The sequence below is a fragment of the Enterobacter cloacae complex sp. SYL003 genome (assembly GCF_049236925.1).
Classification (GTDB): domain Bacteria; phylum Pseudomonadota; class Gammaproteobacteria; order Enterobacterales; family Enterobacteriaceae; genus Enterobacter; species Enterobacter intestinihominis.
Genome location: NZ_JBMKJK010000009.1, coordinates 129441 through 155626 on the forward strand (window position 1 = coordinate 129441; position 26186 = coordinate 155626).

The window sequence follows — 26186 nt, forward strand, 5'->3', positions numbered from 1 at the left end:
CCCGGCTTTTTTTACCTTCTCTTCTTCCACCATAATACTCCCATCAGCACGATTCCCGGCAGCCACACCCACAGCAGTTCCGAGATAATCACCTGATGCCCGTACGGCGTGGTATAGCGCGACAGTGCAAACGGCGCGACCTTAATCACCTGCCACGGTGCAAAGAAGCGCTCATCTGACCAGGGCCACAGCCAGCCGACGCCTTTCCCGCCGGTGGTAATCGAATCCAGCAGGCTGTGCGACAGCAGCGACACGGTTAAAAACAGCCAGCAGCGCGACAGGCTGGCCCGGAACCATCGACGCCCAGCCAGCACGCAAAGTATGGGCACTACCAAGGCAAACAGCAGCGAATGAGTGAAACCGCGGTGGCCGAAAATATTCCCGTAGGCGACACCGAATTTAAACGCCAGTACGTCAGCGTCAGGCAGCATGGCGAGGACGATCCCGGCAAACAGCAGGCGGGGTGGGATGACTTTGGTTCCGAGCCCTAAGCCCAGACACAAAGGTACGGCAGCGTGGGTGATAACGGTAGGCATTGCATTTATCCATGGCAAATCATGGAAATATAGCAGTCATCACGCGCTATAAGACCCATGCTAAATTCTGAATTTACGCCGATTCCCGCGCGATAAGCTGGCCGGAGAGGGTAATACGCTGCGTTTGCAGATCCGGCTCCTTCAGCCTGCGGATCATCAGCCCTGCCGCCTGGCGGCCGGTCTCTTCACTGGCAGACGAAACGTAAGTCAGTGATGGCGACGTGAGATTAACGTGGAGCATATCTTCAAAACCAATCAGCGCCACCTGCTGGGTTAAAAACACGTCTTTGCCCACCGTGCGCCCCACCTGGTGAATGCCGGAGATCGAACCGATCATCGCGTCCGGCGAATGGCAGAGCAGGGCGGTAATCGTGTTGTTCTTCTCCAGCAGCTGGCGAGTCGCCATGGCCGCCGCCTGCGTATCATCGGTGCAGGCGGGAGAATATTCCTCACGCCAGACTAGGCCGTTCTGCGTCATCGCGCTGCGAAAACCGAGCAGGCGCTGCTCGCGAATACGGCACCCGTCGCGCCCGCCAATGTAGGCGATGGTGCGGTGCCCGCGCTCGATAAGATAACGCGCGGCCAGGTTCGCCGCCTGGCGGTTATCGCGCATCACCAGGTTGCATTTCTCTTCCAGCAACGACTGCGAAACCGCCACAAGCGGCAGCGGGCATTGGCGAATGTGTTCCGGGAGAGAGGCGGCGCGGGTGTCCGACGCCAGATAGATGACGCCCGCCACGCCCTGCTGCTTAAATGAGAGCAGGGTACGCTCAAGATGTTCGTCGTCGTTCAGCGGCTGACCGAGAAAAACCATATAACCCTGTTTCTCCAGCTCCTGAACGATGCTCGCCATCACTTTGATGGAAAAGCTGTCGCTGAAGTCCCGCAGGATCAGGCCGATTAAATTGGAGGTGTTGGCGCGAAGGTTGGCAGCGGCGACGTTATGAACATAGCCCAGCGTTGTGATGGCGGCATTGACCTTCCCGATCGTCGCCTCTGAGATTTTCCCTTTCTGGCGCAGCACCAGCGACACGGTAGAAACCGACACGCCCGCATGCTTTGCAACATCAATAATGCTGACTTTCTTCAAAACCGCTCCCTGAAATTTACCGATTATCAGCCAGATAAGAGGCGTACCCCAGCGTACAGGAGACGCCTCCTTCAGGCATCTTATTATTTGCCAATCATCGTGGACATGGTCTGGGCGATAAACTGTGCTCTGGCCCCGAAAATCACCTGTATCCCGTTGTCGCCAACAAACACCACGCCGCGCGCGCCCAGCCCGTTCAGCCCGTCCCGGTCCACCGCTTCGCTCTTAGCCACTTCCAGACGCAAACGCGTGATGCAGGAGCCGACAGAATCAATGTTCTGCGCACCGCCCAGCAGGCCGATGATTTCGGTGGCAAGTTCGGAATCGGACTTGTCATTTGCGCTGGCGGTCACTTCGGTGCGGCCCGGCGTTTTCACGTCGAAACGGCGGATCACGAAGCGGAAGGTGAAATAGTAAATCAGGGCCATTGGGATACCGATGATAATGGCGCTCAGGAAGTTGGTCTGATAGCCGTTAAACGACGGCAGGATCCCGAACGACAGGTAGTCGATAAAGCCCGCCGAGAACGACTTGGCGATGTGCGCATGCAGCAGGTACATGGTCATGTACGCCAGGCCCGCCATGATGGCGTTGAAGACGTAAAGGATCGGCGCCACGAAGATAAAGGTGAACTCTACCGGCTCGGTGATGCCCGTCAGGAAGCAGGTGAGGGCGGCGGAGAAGAGAATACCGGCCGCAATTTTCTTATTCTTCGTATGCGCTTCATGGTACATCGCAAGGCACGCCGCAGGCAGCGCGAACAGCATCAGCGGGAACTCGCCCTGCATGAATTTCCCGGCGTTCTGGTAGGTATCGCTGCTGAAGGATTTCACCCCCTCTTCGAGCATCTTGAACCAGATGGTCTGGTCGCCGTGGATCACCTGACCCGCCTGGGTAGTGTAATCCCCGAACGAATACCAGAAGGAGGGATACCAGATGTGGTGCAGGCCGAGCGGGATCAACGCGCGCTCCACCAGCCCGAAGATAAAGGTCGAGGCCGCCTGGTTATCGCCGTTCACCACCACGGACAGGGCGTCGATCCCGGACTGAATATGCTGCCACACGTACGGCAGCAGCAGGCCGAGCAGGAACGACAGAAATGCCGTCGCAATCGCCACAAAACGCTTCCCGGAGAAGAAGCCGAGGAATTCCGGCAGCTGCATGGTGTGGAAGCGGTTGTAGCACCAGGCCGCGAGAATACCGCAGATCAGGCCGCCAAAGACGCCCATCTGCAACGTCGGAATGCCGACGACCATGGCGTATTTCCCGCCCTGGGAGGCCATTTCCGGCGTAATGCTCAGCACGGTGCTGATGGTTATGTTGGTGACAAACACCGAGACCGCCGCAGAGAGTGCCGCAATGCCGGATTCCGAAGCCAGACCGACGGCAGAGCCGATGGCGAACAGCATCGGCAGGTTATCAAAGATAACCCCGCCGGCGTTCATCATCAGCGGCAGGTGGAACTTATCGCCGAAGGCCAGCAGCAGGCCCGCAGCGGGAAGCAGTGAAATTGGCAGCATTAAGGCGCGACCAATCATCGATAACTTAGACAGCGATTTAACAAACCCTGATATCAGACTCATGCTGATTTCCCCCCGAGTAGCGCTTTTTCGCGCTGTTATTGTAAGTAGAACGTTTTAGTAGAACGTTCTACTTATCGTGGGGAAAGTCTGAAAATCGCGCAACATAATTTTCACGTTTCGCCAGAGGGAATAGTGATTATTTGAAGTTGATCGATAATTAACCGTGATGGGTGTGAGGGGATTGTGAGAGAAATTGCCGGGTGGCGGCTTCGCCTTACCCGGCCTACAAACGGAGACAGTACGTAGGCCCGGTAAGCGCAGCGCCACCGGGCATCAGACAGCTCAGGCCGTCACGGTCACGCTCTGACCTGCAAAGCTCACGGTCTGGCCCGCGACAATTTTGCAGCGCTTGCGGGTTTCCACCGCGCCGTCTACTTTTACCTGCCCGTCGGCGATGACGATTTTCGCCTGCGCACCGCTTTCGCTCCAGCCTTCCAGCTTCAGCAGATCGCACAGCTCAACGTGCGGATGTTTACCTAAAGAAAAAGTTGCCATGATTACGCGTCCTCTACGTCGTGATACTCCTCGCACGCCTGCAAGGTATTCTGAATCAGTGTTGCTACCGTCATCGGGCCTACGCCGCCCGGGACCGGAGTAATATAGGAGGCTCGGGCTGCGGCATCTTCATACACCACGTCGCCAACCACTTTGCCGTTTTCCAGACGGTTAATACCCACGTCCACGACGATTGCGCCCTCTTTGATCCACTCGCCCGGAATAAAGCCCGGCTTGCCGACCGCAACGATCAGCAGATCGGCGTTTTCGACGTGATGACGCAGATTTTTGGTGAAGCGGTGGGTGACGGTGGTGGTGCAGCCCGCCAGCAGCAGCTCCATGCTCATCGGGCGGCCCACGATGTTGGAGGCGCCAATCACCACGGCGTTCAGGCCATAGGTGTCGATGTTATAACGCTCCAGCAGCGTCACGATGCCGCGCGGGGTGCACGGACGCAGGCGCGGCGCGCGCTGGCACAGGCGGCCCACGTTATACGGATGGAAACCGTCAACGTCTTTGTCCGGCGCGATACGCTCCAGCACCTTCACGTTGTCGATGCCCGCAGGCAGCGGCAGCTGAACCAGAATGCCGTCAATCTCTTTATCGGCATTCAGGGTGTCAATCAGTTCCAGCAGTTCTGCTTCGCTGGTGGTTTCCGGCAGATCGTAAGAGCGGGAGACGAACCCCACCTCTTCACACGCTTTGCGTTTGCTGCCGACATAAATTTGCGAAGCCGGGTTGCTGCCAACCAGCACAACGGCCAGCCCTGGGGCGCGTTTTCCGGCAGCTTTACGCGCCTTCACTTTTTCCGCAACCTCAGAGCGCACCTGCTGCGCAATCGTTTTACCGTCAATAATCTTTGCTGCCATCAGAGAGAAGATTCCGTCTGTAACGTTAGAAAGGGGGGATTACCTGTATTTTGTCAGAAGCGAGCGCCGCTGTCAGTCACCCTTTACGAGATTTCATCGATGGCCCGCAAAATCCCTTCTCAGTGCGTGGTCAATTTCTTAGGGGCGATTAGGATGTGACCTGGCAAAATGGCAGCGTTTTGACATATTACAAAATAGATTCCTGAGCTACTTTGTCCTCTCCGAAATAAGCCTTCAATTTTTTAATTGAACGTATTTCTTATTCCCGAATATGCGCGGGAAGGGTTATTTACATTTTAAAGGAATAGACATGAAACTCAGCAACATTGCTTCTACTGTTATTGCAACTCTGGCCCTGGTCGCGGGTGCCGCTCACGCAGAAGATCCGGTAGCACCTGTATCTGTAAACGGTGGTACGGTGCATTTTAAAGGTGAATTAGTGAATGCCGCGTGTTCAGTGAATACTGACTCTTCAGAGCAGACGGTTAATCTCGGCCAGTACCGTACCGCGAAATTCACTAAAGTGGGTGACACCACCTCCAATATTCCCTTCACCATCGAACTGAACGACTGCGATCCTGCGGTAGCGAAAACCGCTGCTGTCGCGTTTACCGGCCAAATCGACGCCACCGACAAAACGCTGCTGGCGGTAAGCTCCGGTAACAACGACAACTCCGCGAAGGGCGTAGGCATTGAGATCCTCGACAGCAAATCCTCCACGCTGACCCCGGACGGTGCAACCTTCTCTGCGGCCCAGAACCTGATTGAAGGGACTAACACCCTGAACTTCACCGCGCGCTATAAAGCCACGGCGGCGACCACCGCGCCAGGCCAGGCAAACGCGGACGCAACATTCGTAATGAAATACGAGTAATGCCTGAGTACAGGGATGTGGCTGGCCTCAGGGAAGAGGTCTTTTGATCGCCTATACCGGGAGCGAAGGATGACAAGGACTGGGATACTGCTGTGTGCCCTTGCGATTGCCTCAGCGGTAAACGCACATACCGTTGTCATAGACGGCGGCAAAGTACACCTCAGGGGAGAGCTGGTTAACGGCGGCTGCGCCGTGGCCCCGGACAGCCAGAATATGCGCGTGGATATGGGGCAATACCGCACAAACGCCTTTTCCGGCGTCGGCAGCTTTTCCACGGTTAATGTGCCTTTCACCGTACGTCTGCTGGATTGCAGCGTGGACGTCTCCCGCACCGTGGGGATCCAGTTCCAGGGAGTGACACCGGCAGAAGACCCGCAGGTTTTCCTGGCGACATCGCGGCCGGGGGAAAATGCGGTCAGCAGTGGTGTCGGACTGGCGCTTTTTGACGAACAGCAACGTCAGATCATCCCGAACGCGACGGCAGTGAGCTGGTTACCCATTAACACCCGCGAGCTGGTATTTCATTTCAGCGCCCGCTACCGGGCTATTTCCGAACACCTTGTACCAGGCACTATTCAGTCGAATGTCTGGTTTACGTTGATTTATCCCTGACGCCTGCGAACTAATTATTAAAGGTACGGTTGTGATGAACACCCTGATTAAACCTGGACTGTTTTTAACTTTTATTTTGATGATGGTTTCTGCCAGCGCGAATGCATCCGGCGGAATTGCGCTGGGCGCGACGCGCGTTATTTATCCGGCCGATGCAAAACAAACGTCGCTGGCGATCACCAACAGCAATAAACAAGAGCGCTATTTAATTAACGCGTGGATAGAAAATGCCAACGGGCAAAAGGAAAAAACCTTTGCCGTCACGCCGCCGCTGTTTGTCAGCGAGCCGGCCAGCGAAAACACCCTGCGCATTATCTACGCAGGCCCGGCGCTGCCTGCCGATCGCGAATCACTCTTTTACATGAACGTCAAAGCGATTCCCTCCGTCAGCAAAAAACATCAGGACGGCAACAACGTCCTGCAACTGGCCATTCTGTCACGCATCAAGCTGTTTGTTCGCCCGGCTAACCTGGCGATGCCGCCGGAAGAGGCGCTCTCACAGCTGCGTTTTGAGCGCGTCGGCAACCATCTTAAGGTGAGCAATGCCTCGCCGTATTACGTCACGCTGGTCAATCTGAAGCTCGGCGGTCAGACGCTGGAGAACCTGATGGTTGCCCCTAAAAGCTCGGCGCAGCAGGTGCTGCCTGCCGCAGCGAGCGGCACGCTCTCCTGGCAGAGTGTGAATGACTACGGTGCCATTACGCCGGCGCGTAGCGTCAGCCTGTGAGCAGAGACAGGGCGATGAACACTCAATGGCGTTACTGCCCGGTTGCGCTGGCACTGATGGCAACGCTCTGGCCACACGCTGGCTGGGGTGAAAGCTACTTTAACCCGGCGTTTCTCTCCGATGACGCGGCGAACGTGGCGGATTTGTCGCGTTTTGAGAAAGGCCACCAGCAGGCACCGGGCGTCTATCGCGTCGATATCTGGCGTAACGATGAGTTTATCGGCACCCAGGACGTACGGTTTGAGCAAGCCGACAACACGCCGCCGGTCGCGGGCGGTTTGTCGCCGTGCATTACGCGCGCGATGCTCGATCGCTTTGGCGTCAATATCGCCGCCTTCCCGGAACTGAGCAACGTGCAGGGCGAGACCTGCGTTCCGCTCACCACGGCTATTCCGGGCAGCGAAACGGCGTTCAACTTCGCCTCGTTGCGCCTTAACGTCAGTCTGCCTCAGGTGGCGATGCAAAACAGCGCCCGCGGGTATATTCCGCCTGAACAGTGGGATGAAGGCATCCCCGCCGCGCTGCTGAACTACAGCTTCACCGGCAACCGGGGCAGCGACGACGACAGCTACTATCTGAACCTGCAAAGCGGGTTGAACTATGGCGCCTGGCGATTACGCAATAACGGCGCGTGGCGTTATACCGAAAGCAACGGCCAGCGGCACAGCAGCTGGCAAAATATTGGCACCTGGGCGCAGCGTACGGTCATTCCGCTAAAAAGCGAGCTGGTGCTCGGCGACAGCAACACCGGTAACGATGTCTTCGACAGCGTCGGTTTTCGCGGTGGTCGGCTCTATTCGTCCGACAGCATGTATCCGGACAGCCTGCAAGGCTACGCGCCTACCGTACGCGGAATCGCCCGCACCCCTGCCAAAGTGGTGATCCGCCAGAACGGATACGTGATTTACCAGAGCTATGTGCAGCCGGGGGCTTTTGCGATAACTGACCTTAACCCGACCTCCTCAAGCGGTGACCTGGAGGTGACGGTGGAAGAGAAGGACGGCAGCCAGCAGCGCTACACCGTCCCGTATTCCACCGTTCCGTTGCTTCAGCGTGAAGGACGCTGGAAATACGATCTGGTGGCAGGGGACTATCGCAGCGGCAACAGCGAGCAGGACACGCCGTTCTTTACTCAGGGTACGATGATTGCGGGTCTTGCCGACGGCTACACGCTGTACGGCGGAACGCAGCTGGCCTCGCGCTATACCGCCATCGCCATTGGCGCGGGTAAAAACCTCGGTGACTGGGGGGCGGTGTCACTTGACCTCACCCATGCCCGCAGCCAGCTTGCCGATGACAGCCGCCATGAAGGGCAGTCCCTGCGGTTCCTGTACGCAAAATCTCTTAACGGATTCGGCACCAACTTCCAGCTGCTGGGCTATCGCTACTCGACCAAAGGCTTCTACACCCTCGACGATGTGGCCTGGCGCACAATGGAAGGCTACCAGTATGGCGACGATCAGGACGATGACGGCGTGCCGGACGTGCAGAGCTATCACAACCTGACGCTGAATAAAAAAGGACGTTTCCAGCTCAATATCTCCCAGTCTCTTGGCGATTACGGCTCGGTGTACGTCTCTGGCAGCCAGCAGAGTTACTGGGGTACCAGCGAGTCCAACGTCTGGTATCAGCTCGGCTACGCCGGCGGGGTGAACGGGATCAGCTACGCCTTATCCTGGTCATGGAACAAGGCCGTCGGCATTGAAGGAACTGACCGGATCGCCTCGTTTAACGTCTCCGTCCCGTTCAGCCTGTTCACCCGTCACGGCTACCGTCGCGATAACGCGATCGACCGGGCCTATGCCACGGCCTCAGCCAGCCGCAACAGCGACGGTGATACCAGCTGGCAGACCGGGATCAGCGGAACGCTGCTCCAGGATCGTAACCTGAACTACAGCGTCACGCAGGGTCACACCAGCAATAACGGTGCCAGCGGCAGCGCCAGCGCTAACTGGCAGGCAACGTACGGTACGCTGGGCGTGGGCTACAACTACACGCGGGATCAGCACGACCTCAACTGGCAGCTCTCCGGCGGCGTGGTAGGGCATTCAGACGGCATCACATTCAGTCAGCCGCTGGGCGATACCAACGTCTTGATCAAAGCGCCGGGCGCGTCAGGCGTGAGCGTCGAAAACCAGACCGGCGTCAAAACAGACTGGCGTGGCTATGCGGTGATGCCGTACGCCACGGTGTACCGTTACAACCGCGTGGCGCTCGACACTAACACCATGAGCAACAACACCGACATTGAAAATAACGTTTCCAGCGTCGTGCCGACGAACGGTGCGCTGGTGCGCGCCAGTTTTGACACCCGCATCGGCGTGCGTGCGTTGCTCACCGTGAAGCGTGATAACCAGCCTGTGCCGTTTGGGGCGGTGGTGCGTGAGACGCAGAGCGGCGTAACCAGCATGGTGGGCGATGACGGGCAGATTTACCTGAGCGGGCTGCCGCTGGAAGGGGAACTGCTGATTCAGTGGGGAGACGGGAAGCAGTCCCAGTGTCGTGCGCCCTACAGCCTGCCAGAACAGAGCCTGCAACAGGCGATCACACTTAAGGGGATCCGCTGTGAATAAAATCCATTATCTGGGGCTATCCCTTCTGGCATTTTTGCCGCTATCTGAGGCGTTCGCCACCGTCTGCGTCAATGAAAATGGCGTGCCGACGGAGGTGTATTACGACCTGACGGATAAATTCAACAGCTCCAATAACCAGGTGGGGCAGATTGTTACACTCAGCGAGAAGTCCCAGTGGGTGGGCGTCAACGCCGTCTGCCCTAAGGGAACGTCCGGGAACACCACCAAGCGTAGCTATGTGACCGAATTCCCGGTCACAGGCACCAGCGATGGCTACCAGTATCTGAAGCTAAACGACTATCTGGACGGGGCGATGAAAATCACCGACAGCTACGCTGGCACGTTCTATCCACCCAGAAAGTACATTCAGATGGGGAGCCATCCGAACGTGTCTAAAAACAAACCGTTTGGAGTACAGGATTCCAGCCTCGTCTTTCGGCTTAAGGTGACCCGACGCTTTATCAATATGGTGGTGATCCCCCGGGCAATCATGTTCCGGGTTTACGTCACCACGACCTCCACGGATCCGCTCACCACGCCGGTTTATACCATCAGCTACAGCGGGACCATTCAGGTGCCTCAGAGCTGTGAGATTAATGCCGGGAATGTGGTGGAGTTCGATTTCGGAGACATCGGCGCCTCTTTGTTCAGTAAAGCGGGCATCGGAAATAAGCCGGAGGGGATCTCAGCGCAAAGCAAAACCATCGGCATAAAATGCACCAACGTTGAGGCGAACGCCATGCTCACAATGCGTGTTGAAGCGGAGAAGGTTTCAGGCAGTACGCTGGTCTCTGATAACGCGGATGTGGGTTTTGTGATTGCCAACAGTAATGGCGTGCCGCTGACGCCGAACAACCTGACCAGCAAAATCCCGTTCCGTCTGGACGATAGCGCACAGGCACAGGTGGGGATCCGCGCGTGGCCCGTCAGCGTGACCGGTAAAAAACCTGCCGAGGGGCGTTTTACCTCTCGCGGCTATTTACGCGTCGACTATGACTAAGGAGCAGGTATGCGAAACGGAATGCGGTATTTAGCCGTCGCGCTCTTTGCGCTTTGCTCCCCTGCGCACGCAGAGACGGCGCTTGGGGAAATTAACATTCAGCTTTACGGCAATATAGTGGACTTTACCTGCGTGGCGGAGGGGGACGACAGCAATAAAACCGTCACGCTCGGCACCTGGCCCACGAAACAGCTCCGCACAACGGGAAGCCGGACGCAGCCTGTACCGTTCACCCTGAAGCTGACCGGATGCCCGCCGGGGGCGGCTTCGATCACATTTACGGGGAAGATGGACGGGCATGATAACAGCCTGCTGGCGCTGAATGATGCCAGCGCGGCCAGCAACGTGGCCGTGGAGATCCTCGACCGGGATAAAACGCGCCTCGCGTTGCAGCAGGCCAGCCAGACGGTGTCGGTGGATGCGCAGGGAAATGCCGAACTGTCGTTTTATGCCAATTATATCGCCACGGCGGATAACCCGCAGCCGGGCCGGGCTGATGCCGATGCAACTTTCATGATTAATTATAATTAATCGTATCCCCTCTCCCTGTAACGGTTATATGTTGCAGGGAGAGGGAAGGATTACAGTAATTCGTGCGCTTTCGCGTAATCAATTAATTCAACGATACTTTGTACGCCCAGCTTGGAAAAGATATTAGACTTATGGGCGCTAATTGTTTTGTTGCTAAGTAATAATTGATCCGCAATCTCCTTATTAGATAATCCGTTCGCCAGATATCGCAGAACCGTCACTTCACGATTCGATAATGGCATATCCACAGCGGCGCCTGTCCGGGAGCCTATATGGTTTATAAAACTCAATGTTTCTGACGGGAAAAAAGAATAGCCCGTCAGTATCATTTCCACCGCGTTATAAATTTCCCCCAGATCTTTCCGCTTACTGACAAAACCATTTGCCCCGGCGCGGATGGCGCGCCCTGCGTAGAAGGCTTCAGATTTCGAAGAGAGGAAGAGAATCTTAATATCTTTATTTAAGTTTCTGATTCTTTTCAATAATACGAAGCCGTCCGTGCCTGTCATTTCGATATCGAGAATGACCAGGTCGATGGGGTGGTTGCGTATACAGTCAAGCACTTCGTGGCTGTCGCCTGACTTCAGTTTGACCTGGATGTTTTTATTTTTCTGTAGCAGGACTTCTATCGACATTCTGACGATAGGGTGTTCGTCCATAATGATAACGGATGCCGGTTTCATTTTTTATGCCTCAGATTGTTAAAAGCGTTATGCTGAGTTTTGTTAAAACTCTCGAAAAGCCGGAAGGATAATTACGCAGATCCTTGTACGGTAGATCCCTGGGAAGAGCGAAAGCATCCTTGTTTACGTAGTGGTGATATCAATGCCTGAGCGCAGTTATCTCATAAGGCTGTTATGGCAAAATGATTTTTCTTATTCGCGTGTCAAACACGTCTTATTATACCGTTTAAGTATTGTCCGAAAAGCCTGTAAATTAATGTCCATATATTGATGATTATTATCTTCTGTATCTGAATCGCTAACTTTTTAAAATTAGCAAAAATGTCCTGATATTGCATTTACCACACAGTTTCATCTTTATGTAATAACAAAAAATAAACGATCTTACTGTATGTTGATCAAATGTTAACAATACGCAGGTCGTGACAAAGTGTTTTTCGCCTGTCCGCTACCTCTGATGTCCGCTCTTTAGCGCGTCATCGCCTCATTTCTAACACCTCAGGCCAGGAGGATGATCCCTTCGTCAAAACAGCACTATCTGCTGTTTTCTTCACCTCTCATCGCTTTTATTTACAGATAAATCGCTTGTTTTTACACCATTATCATCCTGTTAACGGAAACGTCAGAAACTTAACGCATGGATAAAACGACTCTCGTTTAGCGTACAGGCAGCATTTCGCATGGTTTAAGATGAAGAATTAGGAATAGTTATAAAATCGAAAGTTTTGTTAAAAAACACAAAAAATTAACATATATCCTAAGTATTTTCTTAAAGGTCTTTAGGAATTAAGGGGTTACTGAATACGTTAATACGTGAAATCTGAAAGGTTGTTGAGAAGATGTAGCAACTCATGACGATGATTCAGCCCAAGTTTCGCCAGGATGCAGCTGAGACGGTAAATAATGCGGCTATAGGGGCGGTTCTGTAACTGAGCAATCTGTCGCAGGGTGCTACCCTGCGATAGCGCCTGCAGGATCGGCCATTCATCACGTGAAAACCACTCTTTCCGGTGGCCGGCGGGTGACGGCGCTTCCAGCAAGGTTTGTTGCAAAGCCCGCGGCGTAAGTTGCCGTTCAATCACATGAAAAGGGCCAGCCGCTTTGCAAAACAGGCGTGTATCGTAATCATCGGCGCGGATGAGCAGGTAGGGTGTCAGGTAGGGGGCGAACAGGCTGTGGCGTCGTAATCGGTCCAGCAGGTCAATAAGCGGCGAGGCGCGGCTTTCTACATCTACCACCAGACGTGATGAAGGCCACTGATTCAGATCGCTGAGGGCGGCTTCCAGGGTGGAATAGTCACAGCAATTGCTCAGGGGAGAGTGCCCGCTCAGAAAACCGGAACGGAAAAAGTTATCCTGTGTGACCAGGACGATAAAGGGAGCATCGGTTTTGCGGGTCTGGTTGATTGACTGGCTCAAATATTCGAGACGATCAAAAAATGGGAGAGCAAAAGGCGAGTGCGTTGAACCCGGTGAATCACTTCCTGTCCGACGACGCCGGTAACGGCGTACTGTCATTCGCATAGCTTCCCTCTTGGCGATGACCGTTCAGTCCTCCTGCCATCTCCAGGATGGCCAATAATATCCCTGACCGAAGCGCGCGCCAGCCTGAAGCGCAAACTTACGGTCCGTTTCTGTTTCAATGCCTTCTATGAGTATATTTTCAGCAATTTTTGAACAAAGCGTGACCAGGTTTGCCAGCGCTGGCGTTGCACGTAAACGCCAGAAAGCGATCTTATCGATTTTTATTCCGCTTAACGGCATGCGGCAGGACAAAAACGCGCGCCCTGACGCTTCATCAATGTCATCCAACCAGATCCGATGTCCTTGCGCCGTCAACTGCTGAAGCGCACAACTCACCCTCAGACGTGCCGGGTCTGAGAGAGAAAAGAAGGAAGCAGGCTCCACGAGTTCAATGTTCAGCGGTGGGCTGTTAAGTTGCAGTAAACGCTGGAACATTTCCGGTATGGTCAGAACGGTTATCGGCAAATTTATGAAAAGGTTGTCGCAGGGAAAGGGTTTTTTTAACGCAGCGATCTGTGCTTCCAGCAGCATAAGCGCCCGAGCAGCGGACCAGTCGTGAAAAAAGCCTTCGCTTTGTTGATGCGGTGACAGCACGCTGAGCACTTCAGCCCCTACCGTGCGCGAAGAGGAGAGGGCGACAATGGGTTCAAGCTTGATGCCTGTAATGTCGTGTGAGATGTGCTGCACGCACGAGGGGAAACCTGTCTGGTCTGACGCTGTCACTCCGTCGTCCTGTTCATTTCCAGCCTCCAGGCGGCCGGGATACCGCAGGACAGTGTGAAGGGGAAGTAAACAGGAAAACAGCAGGCGTTACTTAAAAGCGGCTAAGCCTTTTCGCAGCCCGTAAAAGAGGGATAAATGTTGAAAAAACAGCCGTATTTACAATCAGCTAGTCATTAACGGCAGAGAAGGTGGAAAAGGCATTGACTCACTACGCATTGACCGTATAATTCCAGGCGTTTCACCACCGCGAAGTACACTCTTCTCCGTGCGCCCTTAGCTCAGTTGGATAGAGCAACGGCCTTCTAAGCCGTAGGTCGTAGGTTCGAATCCTACAGGGCGTGCCATTAACCCTCCGGCACTCAGCCGTTCCTGACCAGCCTGAATCGTGTTTTCATTACCTTTAATAACTGGCCTTCCAGGGTCATACGACACATTGACTTTTCCCCCAGCTTACTTGCCGGGGGAGAGCGCCATTAGTGCCCTGTAACGGCCGCGGCGGCGACCGGATGGTCAGCGTTAGCGACCACGGTCGCGCGGGCGACGGGATGATAACTACCGTCTGTTGCAGCTGCGACGGCGACAGGGTGATCGGCAGATACCACCGCCGTGGTGCGGGCGACAGGATGGTTACCTTCACCGGTGGCCGCCGCAACGGCAACAGGATGATCGGCGGAGGCGACGGCAGTCGCACGGGCTACCGGATGATTTGCAAATGCAGAAAATGATGCCGCAGTGAAAGCCAGAGCGAGAATGACTTTTTTCATAATATAACTCCTGATGTTTTCCCTGTATGGACAGGGACCATTATTTTAATAACGATGATTGGTAATTATTGAGAATTGTGCAATGGATATTGCTTCGTCTGAATCAAATACTCTGACAATGTATCTGGAAAACACGTTATTGATAATTGAAGTCAATATACCTTTCCAGTTTTAAATTGTTTATTTTTAAATTTATGGTCGTTTTGTGTAAAAATAAATTATTTGCCTGGTAAAGCATATTTAGCTAAAGGAGATGATTTTTCGCCGGGCAGAATAGTGTCACCTTCAATGAATAATAAAGGCTTAAAATGAAAAAATATTTACTCATCGCGTTGAGCTTTCTGGCTATAACCAGTCCGGCGAGTTACGCTGGCATCCGATCGCTGGTGGAGGATGGCACGGTTCTGCAGAGCCAAATTATTACGCATACCCGAGAAGGGTATCATCCGCTGCGTACCCTAACCGCGGGCACGATTGGTGGCGTAGTGGGTCACCAGTTCGGTAACGGCAAAGGGAAAACCGCCATGACGGTGGCCGGTGCAACAGCCGGGGCGGCGGCTTCTCATAACCGGCAGTCTTACGAATTGGCAGCACAGGAAGTGAAGTTACTTATCAAGACTCAATCCGGGCAGACTATTCAGGTGGTGCAGCACAATAATGGTTTGACATTTAACCCTGGCGACAAAGTTCGTATCATCACAACGGGTTCTAATACCACCGTGGAAAAATCATACTAAGCACATTATTATGATTACAAAAATGAAATACCGTGGTTTTCACGTCTGTTATAAAAATAACGATACACGATACCTGGAAATACTGGGCGATATATTGTCCTGTAATGTAAAACGACTCAGCGTTCAGATGGTATTTAAAAGCCTTCCGCATACCCACGTCTCTTTACTGAATACCCCCTACGGACAGTTTGTATTAAAGATTTACTCCCCCAGGAAAAAAAGGATAGAAAAATTTTTCAAATCGTTTTTTACGCCCAACCCCAACGAAAATTTGATTGAGCGGATCGACTATGCCGGCAGGCAAGGTCATACCTTCCCGAATGATTTTTATCTCCTGGCTGAACGCCGGATTTTCAGATTCGCAAAAATCTCGCTCATGTTGTTTGAGTATGTCCCCGGTCCGGAGTTACGCGTTCTTCCCGCGATCACGCCGGACATAAAGCGTGAAATCCGACACAGTATGCAGACAATGCACAATCTGAAAATCATTTCCGGGGATGCGCACGGCGGGAACTTCATCCTGAGTGAAAAAGGAATAAGGATCATCGATCTGTCCGGAAAGCGTTGTAACGCGAAAAGGATTGTTGAAGACAACGTGACGGCCAGCCTGCGCATTGGTATTCCCATTGAATCCCACCGGAGTTGGGAAAAACGCCTGATCGCAAAAAAAATCAGACGACACCATAAAATCGTCCAGAGGAAGTATCTGGCGCGTTCAAATACCGCTTAAACCCTTTATTCATGCAGGACAACAGCCTGTTATAAAAGAATTTTCCCTGGTATATGGCATTTTCGCCAATCCTCTACCATGCTCATTACACCTCACCGTTTCGCGTGGGGGCTTTTCGTAGTTGCTCATTAATCTTAAGGAAAAAGTTTATGAAAAAAACGACTGCTATTTTGTTGGGCACCGCGTTTCTGTTTACCACCAACGCCTTTGCGGCTGAAATGATGACAAAAAACGAATTCGAAAAAGTTGAGTCTCAGTACGAAAAAATCGGTACCGTGAGCACGGCTAACGAAGTCTCTGTCGACGATGCGAAAAAAGAGCTGGTCGAAAAGGCCGATAAAGAAGGTGCTGATGTGCTGGTGCTGACTTCCGGTAATACAAACAACAAAATTCACGGCACCGCCGATATTTACAAGAAAAAATAACGCTTTAGCAACCACCCCTTTCTGGGGTGGTTGTGCGCCGTACTTCTCCCCCACATCGTTTTTAACCTCTTCTCGCGCAGTGCTCCTCGTTGACGCTTGATTACGTATACATAATGCGTATAGTTCTCATTTGCATTTCATTTGATAAATACTAAGGCCCGACAACGGACCATTTTTGCGCGCACGTTAAGAGCTCATTATGAACAACACCACAATGCACAAAACGCTGCTGGCGATTGCCATCGGCGCGGTTACACACTCCGCCTTTGCGGCGGAAGAGAAAAAAGAGGACACCATCGTGGTCCAGTCCACGGCGGGGAGTGATTTCAAACCCGGCGGTGACCAACTGCTTCCGGCCTTCCTCGACGGCCAGGTGGCTAACGGCGGACGTATGGGGATGCTCGGGCAGCAGAACGCCATGGACGTGCCGTTCAACATCATTAGCTACACCTCGAAGCTGGTGGAAGATCAGCAGGCGAAAACCATTGCTGACGTGGTCGCTAACGACGCGGGCGTGCAGTTCGTTCAGGGGTACGGCAACAGCGCGGAAACCTTCCGTATCCGCGGCCTGAAGTTTGACGGCGACGATATGACCTTTGGCGGATTGTCCGGCGTACTGCCGCGTCAGGTGGTGGATGCCCAGATGGTTGACCGCATCGAGATCTTCAAAGGGGCCAACTCCCTGATGAACGGCGCGGCCAGCTCGGGCGTGGGCGGGATGATCAACCTTGAGCCAAAACACGCGGGCGACATCCCGCAGGCGAAAGTGGGCGTCGACTACACCTCGGATTCCCAGATTGGCACCACGCTGGATGCGGGGCGTCGCTTTGGCGATAACGACCAGTTCGGCGCGCGGGTGAACCTTGTGCATCGTGAAGGCGAAACCGGCGTGCCGAACGACCGCCGCCGCACCACGCTGCTCTCCACCGGTCTGGATTACAAAGGTGACCGTTTCCGCACCTCGCTGGACCTGGGCTATCAGAAAAAAACCTTCCACGGCAGCCCGACCAGCGTCAACATCTCGGCGGTGGACTTCGTGCCTGAACCACCGAAGAACGATCGCAACTTCTCGCAGAAGTGGGCCTACAGCGATATCGAAAACGAATTCGGCATGTGGCGCAGCGAGTACGACATCACCGATAGCTGGACGGCCTATACCGGCCTCGGCGCACAGCACGCGCATGAAGAGGGGATCTACAGCGCGCCGAAGCTCCTCGATAAGAGCGGTAATGCGACGGTCAGCCGCCTTGATACCAACCGCATCAGCGATTCCGTCAGCGGCATGGCGGGTATTCGCGGTAACTTCACTACCGGCTTCGTCTCGCATAAGGTGAACGTCGGGTATTCGGCGATGACCAAAAACGAAAAAATCGCGTGGAAGATGTCGGCCGCGGCGGATAACCCGACCACCAATATCTACCACAACACCGGCGTGGCTATGCCGGACAGCAGCAACTTCAGCGGCTCAGGCGGCAAATACAGCGATCCGCTGACCAGCGGGCGCACCCGCACGCAGGGCTGGCTGCTGAGCGATACCCTGGGCGTGCTGGATGACAAGCTGCTGTTCACCGCAGGCGCACGTCATCAGAAGGTAGTGATCCGCGGGTACAACAAAATCACCGGCGCGGAAAACGACGCGGACGGTTTCGACGGCAGCCGCTGGATGCCAACCTACGGCGTGGTCTATAAACCGTGGGAGGAAATTTCCCTCTACGCCAACCACACCGAGGCGTTACAGCCCGGTGAAACTGCGCCGAACACTGCTACTAACTACGGCCAGAGCACCGGTATCGTGCACTCTAAGCAGAACGAAGTGGGCGTAAAGGCGGACTTTGGCCGCGTGGGCGGCTCCCTGGCGCTGTTTGAGATCAAAATGCCGTCGGCGATCCTTGACGACAGCGGTCACTACGGCCTGGATGCAGAACAACGTAACCGCGGCGTGGAGCTGAACGTCTTCGGCGAGCCAATGCTTGGGATGCGTCTGAATGCCAGCGCCACCTGGTTGCAGGCCGAGCTGACCAAAACCAAAAACGGCGTCAATCAGGGCAACGATGCGATCGGTATTCCGAGCTTCTACGCCGTGCTGGGCGCAGAGTACGATATCAAGCCGATTGAAGGCCTGACGGCGACCGCACGCGTTAACCACTCCGGCACGCAGTATGCCGATCTTGCGAACACCAAAAAGCTGGACAGCTACACCACGCTGGATCTGGGCATGCGCTATCGCTTCGCGGTGAACCACAATGAAAACCAGATGACCGTGCGGGCAGGCATCGACAACGTGACCAACGAGAACTACTGGTCAAGCGTGGACGATTCCGGTACTTACATCACTCAGGGCGAGCCGCGTACCTTTAAGGTCTCGGTTGGCTACGAGTTCTAAGCGTTCCACCTCGTTATCCGGGGCAGGGACGCCCCAATCCCTTCGTTGTCGTGTTATAAAATTGTAATAAAAGCTTCTTACACTGGTCGCCACATCCTTACCTCTTGGCCAATGACAGGAAGCCGCTATGGGCAGACCCCTCAAATCCGTATTTAAAAAAGAACATCGCGACGATATCAGTAACCGCAGCGCTAACCCGGTATTCTCCGAGGTTGCAGAGGTGTTCCTCTCCCGCCGCCGTTTTCTCCAGATGGGGGCCGTAGCGGGGGCCGCCGTATCATTCCCGTATCTGATCACACCCGAAAATGCCATTGCCGCGGTATCGAAGCCTTCCGCGCTGGCAAAAGCGGTTTCCCTGGGCTTTACCAGCATCGACGTCTCCACGGAAGACACGGTCAGGGTGCCAGAAGGCTATATTGCCCGCCCGTTCTATCGCTGGGGTGATCCGACGGGAATCAAAGACAACATGCCGGCATTTAAGCCGGACGCCAGCAATACCACAGACGAACAGGCTGTGCAGGCGGGTATGCACCACGATGGCATGGCGTGGTTTAGCCTGCCGCAGGGGGGGCAAAGCCCGGAGCATGGCCTGCTGGCGATGAACCATGAATACATCGATAACGGAATGCTGTTTACGGACGGTACGGCGAACTGGAGCCTCGACAAAGCCCGCAAGGGGCAGAACGCGATGGGCGTGTCGGTGGTGGAAGTGAAAAAAACGGGCAGCGGCTGGGAGGTGGTGCGTCCGTCTTCGTTCGCCCGCCGTATTACCGTCAATACGCCGATGCAGCTTACCGGCCCGGCGCGGCATCAGGACTTAATGAAAACCGCCGCCGATCCGCAGGGGGAACGCGTTCTGGGCACCATGCAGAACTGCGCCAACGGCCACACGCCGTGGGGGACCTATCTCACCTGCGAGGAGAACTGGTCGGACATATTTGTGAAAAAAGCCGATCTCAACCCGCTGGAAAAACGCTACGGCATTAGCGACAGCGATGAATCGTACCGCTGGAACGAGGTGGATGAGCGGTTCAGCGTCGATAAAACCCCTAACGAACCCAACCGTTTCGGCTGGGTCGTGGAAATCGATCCCTACAACCCGACCTCCACCCCGCGCAAGCACACCGCGCTGGGCCGCTTCAAGCATGAGGGGGCAGCCGTCACGCTCGCCGCCGATAATCGCGTGGTGGTTTATATGGGTGACGACCAAAAGTTTGAGTACATCTATAAATTTGTTTCGGATAAAAAATACGATCCCGCGAACCGCGAAGCCAATATGCAGCTGCTGACGTCCGGCACGCTGTACGTCGCCAGGTTCAACGAAAACGGCAGCGGCGACTGGCTGCCGCTTGTCTTCGGGCAAAATGGCCTGGATAAAAGCAACGGTTTTGCAAGCCAGGGCGATCTGCTGATTAAAACCCGTCTGGCGGCCGACGTGGTGGGGGCAACGAAGATGGATCGCCCCGAGTGGATAGCCGTCGATCCGCACGCCAGCGGCAGCGTCTACTGTACGCTCACCAACAACAGCGATCGCGGGAAAGAGGGCAAGGCACCGGTCGATGCTGCTAACCCGCGCGCCAACAACGTGTACGGGCATATTATGCACTGGCTCGAAGAGGGGGCCGATCCTGCCGCCGCACGCTTTAAGTGGGATATTCTGGTCATGGCCGGGCGCACCGACGGCGACGATCCGAAGGCCAAAGGCTCGATGCAGGGCGCGGAATTTGGCAGCCCGGACGGCCTGTCGTTTGACCACCAGGGCGTCCTGTGGATCCAGACCGATGTCTCCTCCAGCACCATCAATAAGAAAGCGTACGAGGGGATGGGCAATAACCAGATGGTGGCTACCATTCCAGACACCAACGAGTATCGCCGATTCCTGACCGGGCCGCGCGGGTGCGAAATCACCGGTATTGCATTTACGCCAGACAACCGGACGCTGTTTATCAACATTCAGCATCCGGGGGAGGGTGGGGATGATATTACCGACCCGGCCAACCCTCGCGCTGTTTCCAGCTGGCCAGACGCGAGCCCGAACGGGCGTCCGCGATCGTCAACGGTGGTGATCGTCAAAGCAGACGGCGGGATCATCGGGTCGTGACGTTTATCAGCCGGGCGCATGCGCTGGCCCGGCGTTAAGCTTGCTACCACCAGCATGAAGTGTTAAAACGTGCCCCTTCTAAAAAAGAGACAGGGGTAGGGCGTGAAAGACGCGTCATCCGCTTCAGGCCATGGTAGCGCTGAAGCTTCGTCGGATCAGAGTCCGACGCTGCAACGTGGTTTGCAAAATCGACATATTCAGTTAATTGCCCTTGGCGGCGCGATCGGTACCGGGCTGTTTCTCGGCATCGGCCCCGCCATTCAAATGGCTGGCCCGGCGGTTCTGCTGGGTTACGCTCTCGCAGGGATTATCGCCTTCCTGATCATGCGCCAGCTTGGCGAGATGGTTGTTGAAGAGCCGGTGTCCGGCTCCTTCGCGCATTTTGCCTATAAATACTGGGGTCCGTTCGCAGGCTTCCTCTCCGGCTGGAACTACTGGGTGATGTTCGTGCTGGTGGGCATGGCGGAGCTGACCGCCGCAGGCATCTATATGCAGTACTGGCTGCCGGATGTCCCGACGTGGATCTGGGCGGCGGCCTTCTTCATCATTATTAACGCCGTTAACCTTGTGAACGTGCGCCTGTATGGTGAGACCGAGTTCTGGTTTGCGCTGATCAAGGTGCTGGCGATTATCGGCATGATCGGCTTTGGCCTGTGGCTGCTGTTCTCCGGCCACGGCGGCGAGCGTGCATCGATCGACAACCTGTGGCAGCACGGCGGCTTCCTGGCGACCGGCTGGAAAGGGCTGATCCTCTCGCTGGCGGTCATTATGTTCTCCTTTGGCGGTCTGGAGCTGATTGGCATCACCGCTGCTGAAGCGCACGATCCGCACAAAAGCATACCGAAAGCGGTCAACCAGGTGGTGTACCGTATCCTGTTGTTCTATATCGGCTCGCTGGTGGTGCTGCTGGCGCTCTATCCGTGGGTGGAAGTAAAATCTGACAGCAGCCCGTTCGTGATGATCTTCCATGACCTGAACAGCAACGTGGTGGCTTCCGCGCTGAACTTCGTCATTCTGGTGGCGTCTTTGTCGGTGTACAACAGCGGGGTTTACTCCAACAGCCGCATGCTGTTTGGCCTCTCCGTACAGGGCAACGCGCCGAAGTTCCTTACCCGCGTCAGCCGTCGCGGCGTGCCGATCAATTCGCTGTTCCTTTCCGGGGCTATCACCTCGCTGGTGGTGCTGATCAACTATCTGCTGCCGAAAGAGGCGTTTGGCCTGCTGATGGCGCTGGTTGTCGCCACGCTGCTGCTGAACTGGATCATGATCTGCCTGGCGCACCTGCGCTTTCGCGCGGCGATGCGCCGCAAGGGGCGCGAGACGCAGTTCAAGGCGCTGCTCTATCCGGCGGGGAACTACATCTGTATCGCCTTCCTCGGCCTGATTCTGGTGCTGATGTGCACCATGGATGAGATGCGCCTGTCAGCGATGCTGCTGCCGGTGTGGGTGGTGTTCCTGTTTGTTGCCTTTAAACTCTCACGTAAAAAGTAGCGCGCTTTTCTCCCTCTCCCTGTGGGAGAGGGCCGGGGTGAGGGCACCAGACCGCACCAAACCAGACCGCACCACACTGCCTGCCTTCACGCCCGGTGGCGCTGCGCTTACCGGGCCTACATGTTCGGGGACGTTATTTAGTAGGCCGGGTAAGGCGAAGCCGCCACCCGGCACCTCCGCTTCACCATTATCGTGACCCCTCTCCCAATTCTGTTTCGATCCACAGGATCTTTGTTTTGTAATCGATTACTTTTCATTTGAACTAATTTGTAATCGATTACTTTTTCCGGGTGAGGCTTATCATGGTGTCAACTGAGAGTAGTGAAAAGGCGATAACGCAGCACCGGCTGCTGGTGCCGCGTCTGTCGCTGATGATGTTTCTGCAATTTTTTATCTGGGGTAGCTGGTCGGTCACGCTTGGCCTGGTGATGACCCGGCACAACATGTCACTGCTGATTGGCGACGCGTTCTCAGCCGGGCCCATCGCCTCCATTCTTTCGCCGTTCGTGCTCGGGATGCTGGTGGACCGCTTCTTCGCTTCACAGAAGGTGATGGCGGTGATGCACCTCGCGGGCGCGGCGATCCTCTGGTTCGTGCCGGGGGCGCTGATTGCTGAGAACGGCGCGCTGCTGATTGGCCTGCTGTTTGGCTACACGCTCTGCTACATGCCAACGCTGGCGCTCACCAACAACATCGCGTTCCACAGCCTGGCAAACGTGGATAAAACCTTCCCGGTGGTGCGCGTGTTTGGCACCATCGGCTGGATCGTGGCGGGCATTTTTATTGGCGTCACCGGCGTGGCGTCCAGCGTGACCATCTTCCAGGTGGCGGCGGTCAGCTCCGTGCTGCTGGCGCTCTATAGCCTGACGCTGCCGCACACGCCTGCACCGGCGAAAGGCCTGCCTGTGAAGGTGCGCGATCTCTTCTGCGCGGACGCCTTCGCGCTGCTCAAAACCCGCCACTTCTTCGTCTTCTCCGTCTGCGCAATGCTGATCTCCGTCCCGCTCGGCACCTATTACGCCTACACCGCCTCGTATCTGGCGGATGCCGGCATTGCCGACGTCAGCACCGCCATGTCCTTCGGGCAGATGTCTGAGATCGTCTTCATGCTGGTTATTCCGCTGCTGTTCCGCCGCCTGGGCGTGAAATATATGCTGCTGATCGGCATGCTGGCGTGGTTCGTACGTTATGCCATGTTCGCGCTGGGCGTCAGCGAGGAGGGGCGCATTCTGCTGTATCTGGGCATTCTGCTGCACGGCGTCTGCTACGATTTCTTCTTTGTCGTCGGCTTCATCTATACCGACCGCGTGGCGGGCGAAAAGGTCAAAGGTCAGGCGCAGAGCATGATCGTGATGTTCACCTACGGCATCGGCATGCTGCTCGGCTCGCAGATTTCAGGGGCGCTTTACAACCGCCTGGTGGCAGGGCAGACCGTGCCGCAGGCGTGGGTTACATTCTGGTGGATCCCGGCGGTGGCTGCCGCGGCGATCGCGCTGATTTTCCTTCTCACGTTTAAGTATGACGATGACAAGGCGTAATGTTCTGGAGGTGGTATGAGGACAATGAAAGGACCGGGTATTTTTCTGTCGCAGTTTATTGGCGGGGAAGCGCCCTTCAACACGCTCGACGGGCTGGCAGAATGGGCGGCGTCGAAGGGTTACAGAGCGGTGCAAATCCCCTGCAACCATCCGCATATCTTTGATGTGGAGAAAGCCGCAGAGAGTCAGGCCTACTGCGACGACATCACCGCAAAGCTGGCCGCGCACGGGCTGGTCATCAGCGAGCTGTCGACCCATCTGGAAGGGCAGCTTGTGGCGGTGAACCCGGTTTACAGCGAGGCGTTTGACCACTTCGCACCCGCATCCGTGCGCGGTAACGATGCGGCGCGTCAGGCGTGGGCGACGGAAAAACTGAAGCAGGCGGCGGTCGCCTCGGCCCGATTAGGGCTGAAAGCGCACGCCACCTTCTCCGGCTCGCTGGCCTGGCCGTTTTTCTATCCGTGGCCGCCGCACAACGAGCAGCGTTTTCAGGAGGCGTTCGAGGCGCTGGCAACCCGCTGGCGGCCGATACTGGATACCTTCGACGAGCAGGGCGTGGACGTCTGCTTTGAGCTGCATCCGGGGGAAGATCTGCACGACGGCGTAACCTTCGAGCGTTTTCTGGCGCTGGTGGATAACCATCCGCGCTGCAACATTCTCTACGACCCGAGCCACATGCTGCTTCAGCAGATGGATTACCTGACCTTTATTGATCTCTACCATGCGCGCATTAAAGCGTTCCATGTCAAGGACGCGGAGTTCCGCCCCAGCGGGCGCAGCGGCGTCTACGGCGGCTACCAGCCGTGGATCAACCGCGCCGGACGTTTTCGCTCGCTGGGTGACGGGCAGATCGACTTTAAGGGCATCTTCAGCAAGCTGACTCAGTACGACTACGACGGCTGGGCGGTGCTGGAGTGGGAGTGCTGCCTGAAGGATGGCGATACTGGCGCGAGTGAAGGCAGCGAATTTATCCGCCGCCACATTATTCCCGTTTCCGGACGGGCGTTTGATGATTTCGCCGCAGGGGGCAGCCATGATTAACGTCGGGATTATCGGTAGCGGGTTTATTGGCCCGGCACACATCGAGGCGCTCAGGCGTCTCGGGTTTGTGCAGGTGGTCGCGCTCTGCGACGGTTCGCTCGTTAAGGCGCAGGAAAAGGCGCGCCAGCTAAATGTGCCGCATGCTTACGCCAGCGTGGAAGAACTGCTCGCGCACCCCAATCTGCATGCGGTGCACAACTGCACGCCGAACCACCTGCACGCGGAGATTAACCGCCAGATCCTGCGCGCGGGCAAGCACGTGTTTTCCGAAAAGCCGCTGTGCATGACGCCGGACGAGGCGCGCGAGCTGGTGGCGCTGGCAGAGCAGGCGGGCGTGGTGCATGGCGTGAGCTTTGTCTATCGTCAGTTTGCGATGGTGCGCCAGGCGGCGAGCATGATGCGCGCGGGCACCCTCGGGCGGCTGTTCGCCTCGCACGGCAGCTATTTGCAGGACTGGATGCTGCTGGAAACCGACTACAACTGGAGGGTGGATGCCGCGCTCGGCGGCGCATCGCGGGCGGTGGCGGATATCGGCTCCCACTGGTGCGATACGGTGCAGTATGTCACCGGCAGGCGCATTACTGAGGTGATGGCTGATTTATCCATCGTCTGGCCGACGCGCAAGGCTAACGTGGCGGGCAGTCAGACGTTTACGCACGACGAACATGCTCACTATGAAGATAAACTGGTCACTACCGAAGACTTCGGCTCGGTGCTGTTGCGTTTTGACGACGGCAGCAAGGGCAGCTTTAGCGTCTCGCAGGTGAGCGCGGGGCGAAAAAACCGCCTGACCTTTGAAATTAACGGCAGCGAGCAGTCGGTGGCGTGGGATCAGGAAACCCCGCAGCAGCTGTGGATCGGCCATCGCACCCGGGCAAACCAGACGCTCAGCGACGATCCGGGTCTGATGAACCGTGATGTGGCCGACAGCGCCCATTTCCCCGGCGGACACATTGAAGGCTGGCCGGATGCTTTTAAAAATATGATGGCGCAATTTTACCGTGCCGTGCAGGCGGGAGCGATGCCGGATAATCCGCAGTTTGCCACCTTCCACGATGGCGCCAGTGTGATGTATATCCTTGATGCGATTGTGAAAAGCCATCAGCTGCAGCGCTGGGTGCGTGTGGAATACTGACGCATTGCCCGGTTCGCCGGGC

The 26186-nt window shown here is 55.7% G+C and carries 24 protein-coding genes and 1 tRNA gene; 16 read left to right on the plus strand and 9 right to left on the minus strand.

Annotated features, from left to right (window positions below; all coding sequences use genetic code 11):
• Nucleotides 1–11: 11 nt before the first annotated feature.
• From ACOT1A_RS13600 to folD, 5 genes are all read right to left on the minus strand, one after another.
• The gene (locus ACOT1A_RS13600; protein WP_045307898.1) at nucleotides 12–536 is read right to left on the minus strand and encodes a metal-dependent hydrolase; all 525 of its coding nucleotides are present in this window, start codon (nucleotides 534–536) and stop codon (nucleotides 12–14) included.
• Nucleotides 537–609: 73 nt separating this feature from the next.
• Entirely contained in the window at nucleotides 610–1626 is a 1017-nt protein-coding gene (gene malI / locus ACOT1A_RS13605; RefSeq protein ID WP_023299483.1) for a Mal regulon transcriptional regulator MalI, read from the minus strand.
• An 83-nt stretch (nucleotides 1627–1709) separates the two neighbouring features.
• Entirely contained in the window at nucleotides 1710–3209 is a 1500-nt protein-coding gene (locus tag ACOT1A_RS13610) for a PTS transporter subunit EIIC (RefSeq protein WP_003858916.1), read from the minus strand.
• A 282-nt stretch (nucleotides 3210–3491) separates the two neighbouring features.
• Complete coding sequence (gene ybcJ / locus ACOT1A_RS13615; RefSeq protein ID WP_017694378.1) at nucleotides 3492–3704, minus strand: ribosome-associated protein YbcJ; 213 nt, start codon at nucleotides 3702–3704, stop codon at nucleotides 3492–3494.
• Between the two features lie 2 nt (nucleotides 3705–3706).
• The gene (gene folD / locus ACOT1A_RS13620) at nucleotides 3707–4573 is read right to left on the minus strand and encodes a bifunctional methylenetetrahydrofolate dehydrogenase/methenyltetrahydrofolate cyclohydrolase FolD (protein ID WP_008499332.1); all 867 of its coding nucleotides are present in this window, start codon (nucleotides 4571–4573) and stop codon (nucleotides 3707–3709) included.
• A 310-nt stretch (nucleotides 4574–4883) separates the two neighbouring features.
• Here folD and fimA point away from each other — a divergent pair, with 310 nt between their 5' ends.
• The 6 genes from fimA (at nucleotide 4884) to sfmF (ending at nucleotide 10890) form a co-directional block, all read left to right on the plus strand.
• The gene (gene fimA, locus ACOT1A_RS13625) at nucleotides 4884–5447 is read left to right on the plus strand and encodes a type 1 fimbrial major subunit FimA (RefSeq protein ID WP_022647305.1); all 564 of its coding nucleotides are present in this window, start codon (nucleotides 4884–4886) and stop codon (nucleotides 5445–5447) included.
• A gap of 69 nt (nucleotides 5448–5516) precedes the next feature.
• Complete coding sequence (gene fimI / locus ACOT1A_RS13630) at nucleotides 5517–6059, plus strand: type 1 fimbrial protein subunit FimI (protein WP_023305613.1); 543 nt, start codon at nucleotides 5517–5519, stop codon at nucleotides 6057–6059.
• Between the two features lie 34 nt (nucleotides 6060–6093).
• Entirely contained in the window at nucleotides 6094–6786 is a 693-nt protein-coding gene (gene fimC, locus ACOT1A_RS13635; RefSeq protein WP_022647307.1) for a type 1 fimbria chaperone FimC, read from the plus strand.
• Nucleotides 6787–6800: 14 nt separating this feature from the next.
• A complete protein-coding gene (locus ACOT1A_RS13640; protein WP_276170057.1) occupies nucleotides 6801–9359 on the plus strand; it encodes a fimbrial biogenesis usher protein in 2559 nt (852 codons plus the stop codon).
• On the plus strand, nucleotides 9352–10359 hold the full coding sequence (gene fimH, locus ACOT1A_RS13645; protein ID WP_022647309.1) for a type 1 fimbria D-mannose specific adhesin FimH: 1008 nt from the start codon (nucleotides 9352–9354) through the stop codon (nucleotides 10357–10359). The genes ACOT1A_RS13640 and fimH overlap by 8 nt, the downstream gene beginning before the upstream one ends.
• A gap of 9 nt (nucleotides 10360–10368) precedes the next feature.
• Nucleotides 10369–10890 (plus strand): fimbria assembly protein, encoded by a 522-nt coding sequence (gene sfmF / locus ACOT1A_RS13650; RefSeq protein WP_023299488.1) that lies wholly within the window; start codon nucleotides 10369–10371, stop codon nucleotides 10888–10890.
• A gap of 50 nt (nucleotides 10891–10940) precedes the next feature.
• Here the strand turns inward: sfmF and fimZ are convergent, their stop codons facing one another.
• The 3 genes from fimZ to ACOT1A_RS13665 form a co-directional block, all read right to left on the minus strand.
• A complete protein-coding gene (gene fimZ / locus ACOT1A_RS13655; RefSeq protein WP_022647311.1) occupies nucleotides 10941–11573 on the minus strand; it encodes a fimbria biosynthesis transcriptional regulator FimZ in 633 nt (210 codons plus the stop codon).
• A gap of 806 nt (nucleotides 11574–12379) precedes the next feature.
• The gene (locus ACOT1A_RS13660; RefSeq protein ID WP_023299489.1) at nucleotides 12380–13096 is read right to left on the minus strand and encodes a response regulator transcription factor; all 717 of its coding nucleotides are present in this window, start codon (nucleotides 13094–13096) and stop codon (nucleotides 12380–12382) included.
• Between the two features lie 24 nt (nucleotides 13097–13120).
• On the minus strand, nucleotides 13121–13783 hold the full coding sequence (locus ACOT1A_RS13665) for an EAL domain-containing protein (protein WP_045621278.1): 663 nt from the start codon (nucleotides 13781–13783) through the stop codon (nucleotides 13121–13123).
• Nucleotides 13784–14086: 303 nt separating this feature from the next.
• On the opposite strand from ACOT1A_RS13665, the gene ACOT1A_RS13670 reads away from it, so the two are divergent.
• Nucleotides 14087–14163: transfer RNA gene (locus ACOT1A_RS13670), tRNA-Arg, on the plus strand.
• Nucleotides 14164–14292: 129 nt separating this feature from the next.
• Here the strand turns inward: ACOT1A_RS13670 and ACOT1A_RS13675 are convergent.
• Nucleotides 14293–14583, minus strand: coding sequence for a hypothetical protein (locus tag ACOT1A_RS13675; RefSeq protein ID WP_022647314.1), 291 nt, complete (start codon nucleotides 14581–14583; stop codon nucleotides 14293–14295).
• Between the two features lie 308 nt (nucleotides 14584–14891).
• On the opposite strand from ACOT1A_RS13675, the gene ACOT1A_RS13680 reads away from it, so the two are divergent.
• The 9 genes from ACOT1A_RS13680 to ACOT1A_RS13720 all read left to right on the plus strand — a co-directional run bounded on the left by ACOT1A_RS13680 (nucleotide 14892) and on the right by ACOT1A_RS13720 (nucleotide 26164).
• A complete protein-coding gene (locus tag ACOT1A_RS13680) occupies nucleotides 14892–15320 on the plus strand; it encodes a glycine zipper 2TM domain-containing protein (protein ID WP_045621279.1) in 429 nt (142 codons plus the stop codon).
• A gap of 10 nt (nucleotides 15321–15330) precedes the next feature.
• Nucleotides 15331–16050 carry a lipopolysaccharide core heptose(II) kinase RfaY gene (locus ACOT1A_RS13685; RefSeq protein ID WP_368958442.1) on the plus strand — a complete coding sequence of 240 codons (720 nt, stop codon included), beginning with the start codon at nucleotides 15331–15333 and terminating at the stop codon, nucleotides 16048–16050.
• Between the two features lie 149 nt (nucleotides 16051–16199).
• The gene (gene yahO / locus ACOT1A_RS13690) at nucleotides 16200–16475 is read left to right on the plus strand and encodes a DUF1471 family periplasmic protein YahO (protein WP_022647318.1); all 276 of its coding nucleotides are present in this window, start codon (nucleotides 16200–16202) and stop codon (nucleotides 16473–16475) included.
• A gap of 199 nt (nucleotides 16476–16674) precedes the next feature.
• Complete coding sequence (locus ACOT1A_RS13695) at nucleotides 16675–18858, plus strand: TonB-dependent receptor (RefSeq protein WP_193543271.1); 2184 nt, start codon at nucleotides 16675–16677, stop codon at nucleotides 18856–18858.
• 127 nt (nucleotides 18859–18985) lie between these two features.
• Complete coding sequence (locus ACOT1A_RS13700; RefSeq protein WP_276170058.1) at nucleotides 18986–20959, plus strand: PhoX family protein; 1974 nt, start codon at nucleotides 18986–18988, stop codon at nucleotides 20957–20959.
• A 102-nt stretch (nucleotides 20960–21061) separates the two neighbouring features.
• Nucleotides 21062–22450 carry a phenylalanine transporter gene (pheP, locus tag ACOT1A_RS13705; RefSeq protein WP_276170059.1) on the plus strand — a complete coding sequence of 463 codons (1389 nt, stop codon included), beginning with the start codon at nucleotides 21062–21064 and terminating at the stop codon, nucleotides 22448–22450.
• Nucleotides 22451–22752: 302 nt separating this feature from the next.
• A complete protein-coding gene (locus ACOT1A_RS13710; RefSeq protein ID WP_023299501.1) occupies nucleotides 22753–23988 on the plus strand; it encodes an MFS transporter in 1236 nt (411 codons plus the stop codon).
• A gap of 15 nt (nucleotides 23989–24003) precedes the next feature.
• Entirely contained in the window at nucleotides 24004–25029 is a 1026-nt protein-coding gene (locus tag ACOT1A_RS13715) for a sugar phosphate isomerase/epimerase family protein (protein WP_126490113.1), read from the plus strand.
• A complete protein-coding gene (locus ACOT1A_RS13720) occupies nucleotides 25022–26164 on the plus strand; it encodes a Gfo/Idh/MocA family protein (RefSeq protein ID WP_276170060.1) in 1143 nt (380 codons plus the stop codon). Before ACOT1A_RS13715 ends, ACOT1A_RS13720 begins: the two co-directional genes overlap by 8 nt.
• Nucleotides 26165–26186 lie beyond the last annotated feature (22 nt).

Excerpts from the sequence above, each read along its gene's own strand:
- ACOT1A_RS13600 (WP_045307898.1), bottom strand. The coding sequence starts at position 536 with ATGCCTACCGTTATCACCCACGCTGCCGTACCTTTGTGTCTGGGCTTA.
- ACOT1A_RS13610 (WP_003858916.1), bottom strand. The coding sequence starts at position 3,209 with ATGAGTCTGATATCAGGGTTTGTTAAATCGCTGTCTAAGTTATCGATG.
- ybcJ (WP_017694378.1), bottom strand. The coding sequence starts at position 3,704 with ATGGCAACTTTTTCTTTAGGTAAACATCCGCACGTTGAGCTGTGCGAT.
- folD (WP_008499332.1), bottom strand. The coding sequence starts at position 4,573 with ATGGCAGCAAAGATTATTGACGGTAAAACGATTGCGCAGCAGGTGCGC.
- fimA (WP_022647305.1), top strand. The coding sequence starts at position 4,884 with ATGAAACTCAGCAACATTGCTTCTACTGTTATTGCAACTCTGGCCCTG.
- fimI (WP_023305613.1), top strand. The coding sequence starts at position 5,517 with ATGACAAGGACTGGGATACTGCTGTGTGCCCTTGCGATTGCCTCAGCG.
- fimC (WP_022647307.1), top strand. The coding sequence starts at position 6,094 with ATGAACACCCTGATTAAACCTGGACTGTTTTTAACTTTTATTTTGATG.
- ACOT1A_RS13640 (WP_276170057.1), top strand. The coding sequence starts at position 6,801 with ATGAACACTCAATGGCGTTACTGCCCGGTTGCGCTGGCACTGATGGCA.
- sfmF (WP_023299488.1), top strand. The coding sequence starts at position 10,369 with ATGCGAAACGGAATGCGGTATTTAGCCGTCGCGCTCTTTGCGCTTTGC.
- fimZ (WP_022647311.1), bottom strand. The coding sequence starts at position 11,573 with ATGAAACCGGCATCCGTTATCATTATGGACGAACACCCTATCGTCAGA.
- ACOT1A_RS13660 (WP_023299489.1), bottom strand. The coding sequence starts at position 13,096 with ATGCGAATGACAGTACGCCGTTACCGGCGTCGTCGGACAGGAAGTGAT.
- ACOT1A_RS13675 (WP_022647314.1), bottom strand. The coding sequence starts at position 14,583 with ATGAAAAAAGTCATTCTCGCTCTGGCTTTCACTGCGGCATCATTTTCT.
- ACOT1A_RS13680 (WP_045621279.1), top strand. The coding sequence starts at position 14,892 with ATGAAAAAATATTTACTCATCGCGTTGAGCTTTCTGGCTATAACCAGT.
- ACOT1A_RS13685 (WP_368958442.1), top strand. The coding sequence starts at position 15,331 with ATGATTACAAAAATGAAATACCGTGGTTTTCACGTCTGTTATAAAAAT.
- yahO (WP_022647318.1), top strand. The coding sequence starts at position 16,200 with ATGAAAAAAACGACTGCTATTTTGTTGGGCACCGCGTTTCTGTTTACC.
- ACOT1A_RS13695 (WP_193543271.1), top strand. The coding sequence starts at position 16,675 with ATGAACAACACCACAATGCACAAAACGCTGCTGGCGATTGCCATCGGC.
- ACOT1A_RS13700 (WP_276170058.1), top strand. The coding sequence starts at position 18,986 with ATGGGCAGACCCCTCAAATCCGTATTTAAAAAAGAACATCGCGACGAT.
- ACOT1A_RS13710 (WP_023299501.1), top strand. The coding sequence starts at position 22,753 with ATGGTGTCAACTGAGAGTAGTGAAAAGGCGATAACGCAGCACCGGCTG.
- ACOT1A_RS13715 (WP_126490113.1), top strand. The coding sequence starts at position 24,004 with ATGAGGACAATGAAAGGACCGGGTATTTTTCTGTCGCAGTTTATTGGC.
- ACOT1A_RS13720 (WP_276170060.1), top strand. The coding sequence starts at position 25,022 with ATGATTAACGTCGGGATTATCGGTAGCGGGTTTATTGGCCCGGCACAC.